The sequence below is a fragment of the Streptomyces sp. LBL genome (genome assembly GCF_029893585.1).
Lineage (GTDB): Bacteria > Actinomycetota > Actinomycetes > Streptomycetales > Streptomycetaceae > Streptomyces.
This window is the reverse complement of record NZ_JARXYX010000022.1, coordinates 34,986-47,674: the sequence shown is the minus strand read 5'-3', so window position 1 is coordinate 47,674 and position 12,689 is coordinate 34,986. Positions and strand designations below refer to the sequence as shown.

Annotated in this window: 12 protein-coding genes; 6 read left to right on the top strand and 6 right to left on the bottom strand. The window is 71.4% G+C overall.

Annotated features, from left to right (window positions below):
- Positions 1-35: 35 nt before the first annotated feature.
- Positions 36-629 carry a TetR/AcrR family transcriptional regulator gene (locus M2271_RS25575; protein ID WP_280889672.1) on the top strand — a complete coding sequence of 198 codons (594 nt, stop codon included), beginning with the start codon at positions 36-38 and terminating at the stop codon, positions 627-629.
- A gap of 137 nt (positions 630-766) precedes the next feature.
- On the opposite strand, the gene M2271_RS25570 is transcribed toward M2271_RS25575, so the two are convergent.
- The 6 genes from M2271_RS25570 to M2271_RS25545 all read right to left on the bottom strand — a co-directional run bounded on the left by M2271_RS25570 (position 767) and on the right by M2271_RS25545 (position 5,899).
- A complete protein-coding gene (locus M2271_RS25570) occupies positions 767-1,981 on the bottom strand; it encodes an acyl-CoA dehydrogenase family protein (RefSeq protein WP_280889671.1) in 1,215 nt (404 codons plus the stop codon).
- 6 nt (positions 1,982-1,987) lie between these two features.
- Entirely contained in the window at positions 1,988-3,019 is a 1,032-nt protein-coding gene (locus M2271_RS25565) for a phosphotransferase family protein (protein WP_280889670.1), read from the bottom strand.
- A 410-nt stretch (positions 3,020-3,429) separates the two neighbouring features.
- Positions 3,430-3,756 carry a DUF202 domain-containing protein gene (locus M2271_RS25560; protein ID WP_280889669.1) on the bottom strand — a complete coding sequence of 109 codons (327 nt, stop codon included), beginning with the start codon at positions 3,754-3,756 and terminating at the stop codon, positions 3,430-3,432.
- Positions 3,753-4,145 (bottom strand): DUF202 domain-containing protein, encoded by a 393-nt coding sequence (locus M2271_RS25555; RefSeq protein WP_280889668.1) that lies wholly within the window; start codon positions 4,143-4,145, stop codon positions 3,753-3,755. Before M2271_RS25555 ends, M2271_RS25560 begins: the two co-directional genes overlap by 4 nt.
- Positions 4,146-4,196: 51 nt before the next feature.
- Complete coding sequence (locus tag M2271_RS25550; RefSeq protein ID WP_280889667.1) at positions 4,197-4,721, bottom strand: NUDIX domain-containing protein; 525 nt, start codon at positions 4,719-4,721, stop codon at positions 4,197-4,199.
- A 284-nt stretch (positions 4,722-5,005) separates the two neighbouring features.
- On the bottom strand, positions 5,006-5,899 hold the full coding sequence (locus M2271_RS25545; protein WP_280889666.1) for a DMT family transporter: 894 nt from the start codon (positions 5,897-5,899) through the stop codon (positions 5,006-5,008).
- Positions 5,900-6,665: 766 nt separating this feature from the next.
- On the opposite strand from M2271_RS25545, the gene M2271_RS25540 reads away from it, so the two are divergent.
- The 5 genes from M2271_RS25540 to M2271_RS25520 all read left to right on the top strand — a co-directional run bounded on the left by M2271_RS25540 (position 6,666) and on the right by M2271_RS25520 (position 12,671).
- On the top strand, positions 6,666-7,604 hold the full coding sequence (locus M2271_RS25540; RefSeq protein WP_280889665.1) for a hypothetical protein: 939 nt from the start codon (positions 6,666-6,668) through the stop codon (positions 7,602-7,604).
- A 375-nt stretch (positions 7,605-7,979) separates the two neighbouring features.
- Positions 7,980-8,669 (top strand): molybdopterin-dependent oxidoreductase, encoded by a 690-nt coding sequence (locus tag M2271_RS25535; protein WP_280889763.1) that lies wholly within the window; start codon positions 7,980-7,982, stop codon positions 8,667-8,669.
- Positions 8,670-8,687: 18 nt separating this feature from the next.
- Positions 8,688-9,314 (top strand): cytochrome b/b6 domain-containing protein, encoded by a 627-nt coding sequence (locus M2271_RS25530; RefSeq protein ID WP_280889664.1) that lies wholly within the window; start codon positions 8,688-8,690, stop codon positions 9,312-9,314.
- Positions 9,315-9,760: 446 nt separating this feature from the next.
- Entirely contained in the window at positions 9,761-10,582 is an 822-nt protein-coding gene (locus M2271_RS25525; RefSeq protein ID WP_280889663.1) for an MHYT domain-containing protein, read from the top strand.
- Positions 10,583-10,631: 49 nt separating this feature from the next.
- Positions 10,632-12,671 carry a nitrate- and nitrite sensing domain-containing protein gene (locus M2271_RS25520; RefSeq protein ID WP_280889662.1) on the top strand — a complete coding sequence of 680 codons (2,040 nt, stop codon included), beginning with the start codon at positions 10,632-10,634 and terminating at the stop codon, positions 12,669-12,671.
- The last annotated feature ends 18 nt before the right edge of the window (positions 12,672-12,689 follow it).

The window sequence follows — 12,689 nt, the reverse complement described above, 5'->3', positions numbered from 1 at the left end:
AAACAGCAGAAAGACCCGGAAGGCAGGTGGCGGCAGTGCCCAGGACGACGGACGGTGACGGAACCCCCGTACCGCAGCGGCTGCTCGCCGCCGCCACCCGGCTCTTCGCGGAGCAGGGCTACGACCGCACCTCGGTGCAGGAGATCGTCGAGGCGGCCGGCGTCACCAAGGGGGCGCTGTACCACTACTTCGGCTCCAAGGACGACCTGCTGCACGAGGTGTACGCGCGCGTGCTGCGGGTCCAGCAGGAGAGACTCGACGCCTTCGCGGACGCCGACGAACCGGTCGAGAAGCGGCTGCGGGGCGCGGCGGCCGACGTCGTCGTCACCACCATCGACCACCTCGACGACGCGTCGATCTTCTTCCGCTCGATGCATCACCTGAGCCCGGAGAAGAACAAGCAGGTGCGTGCCGAGCGACGGCGCTACCACGAACGCTTCCGTGCGCTGATCGAGGAGGGCCAGCAGGCGGGCGTCTTCTCCAAGGCGACCCCGGCCGACCTGGTCGTGGACTACCACTTCGGCTCCGTTCACCACCTGCCCACCTGGTACCGTCCCGACGGCCCCCTCAGCCCGCAGGAGGTCGCCGACCATCTCGCGGACCTTCTGCTCCGAGCGCTGCGACCGTGAACTGCTCGCTGCGGCGGTGATCGGGGCGGCGCTGCGGCGGTGACGCGGGCGCTGTGGCGGTGATTCAGGGCGCTGCGGCCGTAAAGAGACATCTGTAAGGGGCGGTCGTCCTTGGCGACCGCCCCTTACAGATGACCTCACAGGTACTTCTTCAACTCCCGCCGCGCCAGCGACCGCTGGTGCACCTCGTCAGGGCCGTCGGCGATCATCAGGGTGCGGGCGCCGGCGTACAGCTCGGCCAGCGGGAAGTCCTGGCTGACGCCGCCCGCGCCGTGCAGCTGGATCGCCCGGTCGATGATGTCGACGACCGCGCGGGGCGTGGCGATCTTGATGGACTGGATCTCCGTGTGGGCGCCCCGGTTGCCGACCGTGTCCATCAGCCAGGCCGTCTTCAGCACCAGCAGTCGCAGCTGCTCGACTGTCACGCGTGCGTCGGCGATCCAGTTGTGGACCACGCCCTGCTGGCCCAGCGCCTTGCCGAAGGCGTCGCGCGAGACGGCCCGCCGGCACATCAGCTCGATCGCCCGCTCCGCCATGCCGATCAGCCGCATGCAGTGGTGGATACGGCCCGGGCCGAGACGGGCCTGGGCGATGGCGAAGCCGCCGCCCTCCTCGCCGATCAGGTGGGTGACCGGCACGCGCGCGTGGTCGAAGATCATCTCGGCGTGGCCGCCGTGGTAGTGGTCCTCGTAGCCGAACACCCGCATCGCGCGCTTCACTGTGACACCCGGGGTGTCGCGGGGGACCAGGATCATGGACTGCTGACGGCGGATGTCCTCCCCGTCCGGGTCCGTCTTGCCCATGACGATGAAGATCTTGCAGTCCGGGTTCATCGCCCCGGAGATGTACCACTTGCGGCCGGTGATGACGTACTCGTCACCGTCCCGCTCGATGCGGGTCGTGATGTTCGTGGCGTCGGACGAGGCCACCTCCGGCTCGGTCATCGCGAACGCCGAGCGGATCTCGCCCGCGAGCAACGGCTCCAGCCACTGCTTCTTCTGCCGCTCGTCGCCGAACTGGGTCAGCACCTCCATGTTGCCGGTGTCCGGAGCCGCGCAGTTCAGCGCCGTGGGCGCCAACTGCGGGGAGCGGCCGGTGAGCTCGGCGAGGGGCGCGTACTGGAGGTTGGTCAGGCCGGCGCCGTACTCGGAGTCCGGGAGGAAGAGGTTCCACAGGCCCTGCCTGCGAGCCTCCGCCTTCAACTCCTCGACCACGGCCGGGGTGTCCCACGGCGAGGCGAGCGCGGCGCGCTGCTCCTCCGCGACGGCCTCGGCAGGGTGGACGTACTCGTCCATGAAGGCGAGCAGCCTGGCGCGCAGTTCCTCGGTGCGCGCGTCGAACGCGAAGTCCATGTCCGGTCAGCCTTCCTGGAGGGTGGTCAGGCCGTGCTCGATGAAGACCGGGACCAGGTCGCCGATGCGGTCGAAGCCGCGGCCGACCGTCTGGCCCAGGGTGTAGCGGTAGTGGATGCCCTCCAGGATCACGGCCAGCTTGAACCAGGCGAACGCCGTGTACCAGGAGACAGCGGAGACGTCGCGCCCCGAGCGTGCGGCGTACCGCTCGATCAGCTCGGCGGGCGACGGGTGGCCGGCGGCCTCAGCGGTCGTCGACACCGGGGAGTCGGGCATGCCGAGCGGCATGCTGTACATCACCAGCAGGCCCAGGTCGGTCAGCGGATCGCCGAGCGTGGACATCTCCCAGTCGAGGATCGCCCTGATCCGGTCGCCGTCGCCGATCAGGACGTTGTCGAGCCGGTAGTCGCCGTGCACGACCGCGGGCGCGGGGGACCGGGGCAGCTGTCGGCCGAGCGCCGCGTGCAGTTCGTCGATGCCGGTCAGCTCGCGGTTGCGGGAGGCGTCCAACTGCTTTCCCCAGCGCCGCAGTTGCCGGTCCAGGAAGCCCTCGGGCCGGCCGAAGTCGGCGAGTCCCACCTCGGCAGGGTCGACGGCATGCAGCTCGACCAGCGTGTCGACCAGGGCGAGGACCGCGTCCCGGGTGCGCTCGGGGCCGAGCGGGGCCAGCTGGTCGGCGGTTCGGTACGGAGTGCCCTCGACGAACTCCATGACGTAGAAGGGCGACCCGAGCACCGCTCCGTTCTCGGGGTTCTCGCACAGCAGTACCGGACGCGGCACCGGCACGTTGGTCGGGTGCAGCGCGCTGATCACCCGGTGCTCGCGTTTCATGTCGTGCGCGGTGGCCAGGACATGGCCGAGCGGGGGCCGTCGTACGACCCACTTCGCGCTGCCGTCGGAGACCGCGTACGTGAGGTTCGACCGTCCGCCCTCGATCAGCCGGCCGGTGAGCGGGCCGTGCACCAGACCGGGCCGCTCACGGTCGAGCAGGGCGCGCAGCCGGTCGAGATCGAGTCCTGGCGGGTGGTCGGGGCTCATCAATGCTCCTACGGACGGGTGAACGCGACCCGACCAATGATGCCGACCGGTCGGTATGTCGTCCAGTGGGGGAAGAGAACGTGATCGGGGCCACCATAGGCCGACAGCTCCCCGCCGGGGGTGGCGGGAAGCTGTGACGGGTGTTCGTCCGACGTCGCCCGGAACCCAGGACGGTCGCTCCGGCGACGCGTGGAACCCGCGACGCTCGCTCCGATGTGGAACCCAGGTCACTCGCTCCGATGTCGCCTGGAACCCAGGTCGCTCGCTCCGATGTCGCCTGGGACCCAGGTCGCTCGCTCCGGCGACGCGTGGAACCCGCGACGCTCGCTCCGATGTCGTCCGGAATCCAGGTCGCTCGGTCCGATGCCGCCTGGAAGCAGTGCCGCCGGTGACTGTCACTGGCATTGCGCCTAGAAAACGAGCGCCGCCGCGCAGACGGCCAGCGCCACCGTCAGCAGCGCTCCGGTCGTCGCGTACCGGGGTGTCAGTGCCGGAGGGCTGCTCGTCGCCGACAGGGTGCGGATACGACGGTGAGCCACCAGCAGGAAGCCCAGCCACAGGGCGCAGCACAGGGCGCAGACGGTCAGCGCGGCCGCGGAGGCCCCGCCGTGCAGGCTGGTCTTCATGGCGAGCAGGGCCGCCACGGTGCTCGACAGGGTCGTACGGCGCCAGGCGAGCCGGGTCCGCTCGGGTTGCAGTCCGGGATCCCGGTCCGGGGTCGCCCCCGCGCCGGTCACCCTTCCCACCCGACGAGCACCACGAAGACCATCGCGACGGCCACGAGCGCGACCGCCAGGCCCAGCAGCGCAGGGAAGCGGGACACCGGCAGGTCCTCACCCCGGCGCATGGCCCGTTCGCAGCGCACCCAGTGGTTGACCGCCCGCAGCGAGCACAGCACGCCCGCGGCGAGCAGCGCGAGCGCGAGGCCGACCCGCCAGCCCCAGCGCAGGTCCGGCAGGAACTGGTCCACGGCGAAACCGCCGCCGATCAGCGCGAGCGCGGTGCGCAGCCAGGCGAGGAAGGTGCGCTCGTTCGCCAGCGAGAAGCGGTAGTCGGGGGTGCCGCCCTCCTGCCTGAGTTCCTGTGGGGCGAACCACAGCCGGACGTTCCGTGCGAATTCGATCACGCGCAGGACCTTATCCGGCCGCTTCGGGCGGGGGCATCCGGCGGCTCCCGCTCACGCGCCGGACAGACCGGACCGGTACGCCTTCAGCCGCTCGTACGCCGCCAGCCCGTCCGGTACCCACTCCCACTCCCGCAGACGGCGCTCCACCTGGTCCTCGGGCAGGAAGTCGTGCCAGGCCACCTCCTCGGCCTGAGGACTGACCGGCAGCTCCCAGCGGACCTCGTACACGGCCGACCACCAGGTCCGGCCGGTGCCGTCGTCGTAGAGGAACTTGAAGAGGTATTCGGGGCGGGGGAGGCCCGTGACGCCCAGTTCCTCCTCGGCTTCGCGCAGGGCCGCGTCGTCGTAGGACTCGCCCGCGCCGACGACTCCGCCGACGAACATGTCGTACAGGGAGGGAAAGACCAGCTTGGTCGGCGTGCGGCGGTGGACGAACAGCCGGCCCTCGGCGTCCCTGGCCTGGATGAAGACACAGCGGTGGCGCAGACCCTGCGCGTACGCCTCGCCGCGCGGGGACTCTCCGATGACCTGGTCGTTCTCGTCGACGATGTCGAGGATCTCGTCAGCAGCGTTCATCACCCCATCCAAGCAGGGGGCTCCGTCCCATCGTGCGGGGGTCCCGTCCGGGGGTCCCGTCCGGGTGGGGGTTGCGTCTCGGTGGTGGCTGTATCGGCGTGGGGGTGGAGGTTGCGCCTTGGCGGGGGGCCCATCCGGGCGAGGGCGAGAATCGGCGGGCGACCCCTATGGGCAGTGGCCTCATCCGGGCGGGATCCTCATCCGGGCGGGATCCTCATCCGGGCGGGGCCCGTCCGATCCGGGCAGGGGCTCGCCCGATTCGGGCAGGGATCGAGGGGGAGCCGTCAGCGTGGTTGCAGGTCCCGTGTGCGCTCGGTCTCCGTCGCGCCGGCCGGCATCGCCGGGTGCATGCCCAGCAGCACGATGCCGGTCATGATCGCCGCGAGCCCCGCCGCCTCCCAGGCCAGCGCGCCCGTGTCGGTGCGCAGCCGGTCGCCGAGGAAGCCGACACCGCAGACGATCCCGGCCAGCGGCTGGGCGGCTGTCAACGCGGGCAGCGACATCCGCAGGGGCGCGGTCTCGAACGCGCTCTGCACCAGGATCAGGCCGGTCACGCCGAGCACCAGCACGGCGTACGGCTGCCAGCCGGTCAGCACCTCCACCAGGCCGCCCTCGGAGAACCGCTGGCCGCTCACCCTCGTCAGCGCGTCCTGCACGCCGTAGAGCAGGCCAGCGGCCAGCGCCAGCAGCATCGGGGCGGCGCTCAGCCGGGAGCGTTTGGCGTAGGTCGTGAGCAGCAGGGCGATGCCGGTCATCACTCCGATGATCAGCCAGTGGCGCAGCGGATCGGTGACCGCGTTGCCGCCGCGCGGCTCGCCCGCCACGATGAACGCGGTCACCCCGCCCGCGAGCAGCAGGAGACCTGCCCAGCCCTGGCGGCCCAGTGGCTGCTTGGACTGCTTGCGGGAGAGGGCCAGGGCGAACAGCAGGTTCGTCGCGAGGAGGGGTTCCACCAGGGAGATCTCGCCTTTGCCCAGCGCGATCGCGCCGAGGGCCATGCCGGCCACCATCAGTGCGATGCCGCCGAGCCAGCGGGGCACCTTCATCAGGTCCAGGAGCAGTCGGGGCGAGAGGAAGTCGCTGAGCGGTGCCTGCCGGGCCGCGTTCTGCTGGAGCACGAACCCGAAGCCCAGACAGCAGGCCGCGCTCACGGCGAGAACAAGAACCAGTACCGACACGCTGCCTACCTCGATCATCCGGCCGGGTAAACGGGATGCGTAGGGGGCTGACTGTAGCGGCCCAGGGCCCGGCTCGCCCCTGGGAGTACCCGGATTCGGGCGGTTGAGTCGGTCACGCCGCCCGGGTCGATCAGGGACGGGACCACGACCGTACCGCCATGGTGCGATGCCGGGGCGGGCTGCGCCATGGCGTACGCCACAGTGGGACCCGCGAATCGGAGGTTCACGTTCCAAGCGTCTCGCAAGTCCCTTGTGAATCACGGGAGTTGCCGCATGTAATATTCCGGCGGCCCTTGACGGAATGTGTTGCTGGGGATTGGCTGTGTGTGATCAGCTGATAGCAAGCCGAAACGTCCGGACCAGACGGCCGGCCGATACGTCGTCTCCCTGCCGACGACGAGCCGCGTCGCGTGAGGAAGTCCCCGCGGTGTCCCCACCCCCGCCACCCCTCGGTGTCGAAGCCTGCCCGGCGGAGCCCGCGCGGGCCGAGCGGTACCCACTCACCCCGGGGCCTGTCGCGTCGTCCCTCGCGGGGTGGTCATGTGCCACCGGCCGGCCCGCCGCAGAGGAGACCACCGCCTCCCCGGCCATCTCGGCGCCGGACGCCCCGGCGCCTGCTCCCGGGGTGACCGACGCCGCCGTTGCCTCCGACGCCGCCTCCGCCGCCGTACGGCCGAACGCACCCCCAGGCCCGAACGCGCACGCCTCCGGGCGCCACCCTGACCCCTCTCCTGTGCGCTTTCAGGCGCCGTCCCTCGGAGCCGACGTGATCTGGAAGACAGGCCGCAGACGCGCCGCTGCCCATGCCTTCGACGACGCCCTCGACGACGCCGACCTCGCCTCTGCGCGGGCCGCGTTGGCGCAGGGGCGCTGGCAGGCCGCCCGTACGCTGCTCGCCCACACCGGCGACGACTGGGACGTCCGGGGGCACCGGGTCGTGGTCCTGGCCCTGGGGCCCTACTGCGCCGCCTGGGCGAACGACTGGCTGCTCGCCGAGCCCGACTCCGCCGACGCCGCCGTCCTGCTCGCCCTCGCCCAGGTCCGGCGGGCCCTACGGGGCAAGGAGAAGGCGGTCCGGGCCCGCGAGGCCTGCCGGTCCGCCGCCGCGCTCGCCCCCGCCGACCCCACGCCCTGGCTCGGCCTGCTCATGCTGGAGCACACCCTGGGCGCCGGTGACGAGGTCGTCCGGCTCTTCGGCGAGGTCCGCGCCCGGCACCCCGACCACCACCACGCCCATCACCTGATGGTCGCCCGTCTCGCCGAGCGCCGCGCCGACGCCGGCCCGGACCCGCTGCACGAGGTGTACGACTTCGCCAACCGGGCCGCCGAGCAGGCCCCCGCCGACTCCCCGCTCGCGATCCTCCCGGTCGTCGCGCACGCCGAGCGCTACCGCGTCCTCGCCACCGCCGGCCACGGGCCCCCGGACCCGGCTGCCTCCGGCCACTGGACCGGCCGCCGGGCCCGGCAGGTGATGAAGGCCGCGTTCGACTGGTGGCTGGAGTGGGAGCACGAGGACCACCCCCGCCGCCTCGTCGACCTGAACTTCCTCGCCCACGCCAAGGTCTGCGAGGGGCGGGGCGCCGAGGCCGCCGCCCTGTTCCACCGCATCGGCGAGCACCCCACCCCGGCCCCCTGGTCCTACCCGGACCGCGATCCGTACCCCGCCTTCCGCGCCGCCCGCGCCACCGCGCTCGGCACGGCGTAACCCCCAGCCCCGGATTCCGCCCGGATTCCGCCCGGAACCCATCCCGAAGCCCATCCCGGAAAGGACGGTCTCCTGTGACCACGGAGAGTTCGAGCACCAGCGGAGCCACCGGCACCAGCAGAACCAACACGCCGTGACCATCCGTGACCAGTCACCACTGTCCACGATCAGCCGTGACCAGCTGGGAGCCGGGTGGGAAGTGGTGACGGAACTCTGACGAGCGTCCGCGATCCCTGGCCCGGCGGGGGTCGCGAGTGCTCGAATGGAAGAGTGAACTCCGAACAGCCCGAGGAACGCGGCCGGCGGCACCGCGACGACCGGCGTGAGCACCCCGACGACCCGCCCGCGCAGCGGCCCGAGGAACCCGGCACGCCGATCGGCCGCCGGGTCCTGCTCGGCACCCTTGGCCTGGGCGCGCTCGGCGTGGTCGCCGCGCCCACCCTGCAACGCGGCCTGGAGTCCTTCCTCGGCGGCGCCGCCGACAGGGACCCGACCGGACTGACGGGCCTGCTCCCGAACGGCGGCGGCTTCCGCTACTACTCGGTCACGTCCTCCGTGCCGCACAAGGACGCCGCGAACTACCGCCTCACCGTCGACGGACTGGTCGACACCCCGAAGAGCTACAGCCTCGCCGAGCTGCGCGCCCTGCCGCAGACCCGCCTGGTCAAGGACGTCCAGTGCGTCACCGGCTGGCGGGTCCCCGACACCCCCTTCGAGGGGGTACGCCTGTCCCGGCTCCTGGACGCCGCGGGAGTGCGCCCCTCGGCCGGGGCGGTACGTTTCACCTGTTTCGACGGCGCGTACACCGAGAGTCTCACCCTCGACCAGGCCCGCCGCGCCGACGTCCTGGTCGCCCTGCGCATGCAGGACAAGGACATCGGTCACTCCCACGGCGGCCCGGTCCGCCTCTACGTGGCACCGATGTACTTCTACAAGTCCGCCAAGTGGCTCTCCGGCATCACGGTCACGGAGAAGGTGAAACCGGGCTACTGGGAGGACCGCGGCTACGACGTCGACGCCTGGGTCGGCCGCTCGAACGGCCGCGACGACAAGCCCACGAACTGACGAGCTGACGAACTGACGATGAGCCTACGTATCGACGTTCCCGCCCCCGAGTCGTCCCGCATCCGCCGCTTCGGCCGCACCCAGCGGTGGGTCCACCGCGCCACGGCCGCGCTGATGGGCGTGTGCGTGGTGACGGCCGCCTGCCTCTACGTCCCGCAGTTCGCCGAACTCGTCGGCCGCCGCGAGCTGGTGGTCCGCGTCCACGAGTGGGCCGGACTCGCCCTGCCCGTGCCGGTGCTGGCGGGCCTCGCCTCCCGCGCGTTCCGCGCCGACCTGCGCTTCCTGAACCGCTTCGGCCCGCACGACCGCGTATGGCTGCGTGCCGCACTGCGCCGCGACAAACGCTCCGCCGCCCGCCCGGCGGGCAAGTTCAACGCGGGCCAGAAGGTCTACGCGGCCTGGATCGCCGGTGCCACCCTGGTGATGCTCGGCACGGGTCTGCTGATGTGGTTCACCCATCTCACCCCGATCCAGTGGCGCACCAGCGCGACCTTCGTCCATGACTGGCTCGCCCTCACCCTCGGCATCGTCCTGGGCGGCCATATCGGCATGGCGCTCGGGGACCCGGAGGCCCGCCGGGGCCTGCGGACGGGAAAGGTCAGCCGGGACTGGGCGGAGCGGGAACATCCGCTGTGGCGTCCCTAGCCCGTCGCCACTGCCTCACGTTTCCTGACGGAACGTGAGACGGCCGTCATCACGGCCGACCCGGGCGCCGGCCACCAGCCACTGGTTTCCAGCCACTTTTTTCCAGGCCGCCCTCCGGGGATACTTTTCGGCCACGCTCGGAATGTGCGGAACCATGCTGCTCCTGGCTGCACTTGGCCATCTCTGACCGTTCCCGGCCCCTTTGCTGCCCGAACTGACGGCTACGGGCGGGTATGTGAGCCGCTTCGGTGCTGAAAGTAGGGGCAAGGTAAGAGGAATGTGAAGCACTTGCGCGCAAATGGGGATGTAACCCACACCGCAGTACGTTGATCCTCACCGACCTCCGGCAAGGCGGTGGCTTGATCTCGTTCCCCCAGGTCGCTCGTCACCGGTGGTGTCACCGTGCGCGCTGTGCTGTCCGCCCGGCGGGCGAGAGGGGGTTTCCCATGGGACATATGGATCACTTCAGCGCCGGATGGGCCACGCCCGTCCTGTCCTACGTCATGGCCTGCGTCGGCTCGGCGCTCGGCCTGAGGTGCACCGTCAGGGCCCTCGATGCCGACGGCGCCTCGAAACGGAACTGGCTGCTGCTGGCGTCGTTCGCGATCGGCTCCGGTATCTGGACCATGCACTTCGTCGCGATGATGGGCTTCGGCGTCGAGGGAACCCCCGTCCGCTACGACGTCCCGCTCACCGTACTCAGCCTGGTCCTCGCCATCGCCGTCGTCAGCGCCGGTGTCTTCACCGCCGGGTACGGACGCTCACGCGTGATGTCGGTGGTGTTCGGCGGGCTCGGCACCGGAGTGGGTGTCGCCGCCATGCACTACACGGGCATGGCCGCGCTCAACCTGCACGGCGCCGTCGAGTACCACCCACTCCTCGTCGCCGCTTCCGTAGCGATCGCCGTCGTCGCCGCGACCGCCGCGCTCACCCTCACCCTCATCGTGCGCGGCCCCGCCCTCACCGTCGCCGCCGCGCTCGTCATGGGGCTCGCGGTCAGCAGCATGCACTACACCGCCATGTTCGCCGTCCGTGTCCGCCTCGCGCCCAGCAGCGCGGAACTGCCCGGAGTCACGGCCACCGAGTTCCTCTTCCCGCTCGCCGTGCTGCTCGGCTCGTTCCTCTTCCTTGCCTCCGCGTACGTCGCGCTCTCCCCGACCGGCAAGCGCGCCGAGTCCGTCGCCACCGAGCTGTTGCGCGAGGTCGAGCTCTCCACCGAGACCACCTCGGAGCCCGCTGCCGCCACCATCGCGACCGGGACCGCCTGAGCCGTACGCCCGCAGAGCCGCACCGCACACACCCTCGAAGAGGTATCCCATGCGTGTCACCCCCACCACGGCACGGCTGCGCCCCAAATCGGTCCGGGCCAAGATCGTCGCCCTGCTCATGCTGCCGATCGTGTCCCTCATGGCGCTGTGGGGCTTCGCCGCGGTGACCACGGCCTCCCACATCGGCGACACCCAGCGGGTCAAGGACGTCAACTCCGTGCTCCTCGCCCCGGTCGACGCGTTCATCACCGCGCTGCAGACCGAACGGACCGCCGCCACGCGCCACGCCGCCGCGCGGGACACAGCCGACCTCGACGCTCTCAAAGCAGCGGGCAAGGCCACCGATGACGCCACCGCCGCCTTCCGTGACGGCGCCGACGCCGCCACCGCGGACGCCGAGCTCCTCGACGCAGGGCTGCCCGCGCGCATCGACCGCCTGGAGTCCGACACACGGGGACTCACAGCGCTGCGCGCGCAGACCGACGCGCAGACCGACGCGAAGAACGCCCTCCAGACGGCGTTCACGGGGTACTCGAAGGTCATCGAGGACGCCTTCGCCGTCACCGGCGCGCTCACCGGCAAGAACGCCACCGACGCCGCGTCCGAGGCACGGGTCGTCCTCGAACTCGCCCGCGTCCGCGAGGCCGTGGCCCAGGAACAGGCCCTCCTCGCCGCGGGAAGCGGGACCGGGAAGCTCACCACGGGGCAGTACACGCTGTTCGCCGGCGCCGTCGGCACCCGGCGGGAACTGCTGAACCCCGCGGTCGCCGACCTGAAGCCGGCCCACCGGGCGGCGTACAACGCGGTGCTGGGCAGCGCGAGTTACGCCGGGCTCGCGGCCGGCGAGGACCGGGTGCGCAGCGCCGGGCCCGGTACCTCGGTTCTCTCCACGGGCTTCCTGACGGACTGGAACAAGGGTGCCGACGACGTGCTGACGGGGCTCGCCGAGGCCCAGTCGGACGCCGGTACAAGGGCCACGGCCAAGACGAACCCGTTCGGCTGGGACACGCTGGGCGCCTCCGGCATCGCCGTCATCCTCGGTCTGGTGGGTGTGCTGCTGTCGCTGCTCGTGTCCGTGGGCGTCGGCCGGGGGCTCATCGTCGAACTGCTCGACCTGCGCGACGACGCCCTCGAAGTCGCCGGGCGTCGACTGCCGCAGGCCATGCGCCGACTGCACGCCGGGCAAGGGGTGGACATCGATGCCGAGGCGCCGATGCGTCGCCTCGTCGGCGACGAACTCGCCCAGGTGGGCACCGCACTCACCGCTGTGCAGCGGGCCGCGCTCACGGCCGCCTCCGAGCGCGCCGAACTGCTCAGCGGCATCTCCGGGGTGTACGTCAGCATCGCCCGCCGCGGCCAGGTGCTGCTGCACCGCCAGCTCGACCTGCTCCACCAGCTGGAGCAGCGCCCGCGCGACCCGGCCGAGGTGCAGGAGCTGTACCAGGTCGACTACCTCGCCACCCGGATGCGCCGCCACTCCGAGAGTCTGCTCATCCTGTCCGGCATCGCACCCGGACGCGGCTGGCGTGACCCCATCCCGTTGACGGACGTCCTGCGGGCCGCCGTCGCGGAGATCGAGCAGCCCGGCCGGGTCCAGGTCTGGCCGGTACCGCGCGTCTCCGTCAACGGCGGCTCCGTCGCCGACGTCATCCACCTGCTCGCCGAACTCGTCGAGAACGCGGCCTCCTTCTCACCGCCCAGCGCTCATGTCCGGCTGCGGGCCGCCCGGTTGCAGGACGGCCTCCTCATCGAGATCGAGGACAGCGGCTTCGGCATGAACGAGGAGGCGATGGCCGAAGCCAACCGCAAGATCCAGTCCGAGAACGTCGATCTGCTCGACGCCAAGCAGATCGGACTCTTCGTGGTCAACCGCATCGCCGCCCGGCAGAACCTGAGCGTCGAACTGCGCTCATCGGAGAGCGGCGGCGCCACGGCGGCCGTCCTCATCGGCGAGAACCTCATACGGGACGACATGCCGGTGCACGACGCGGCGCTCCCCGACGGCAACGCCAACGGCAACGGCAACGGCCAGGACGGCGGCCGGGCACTGGCGCCCGCGTCGGCGTTGATCACGGAGCGGCATGGGTAGGGGACGCGCCGGTGGGGA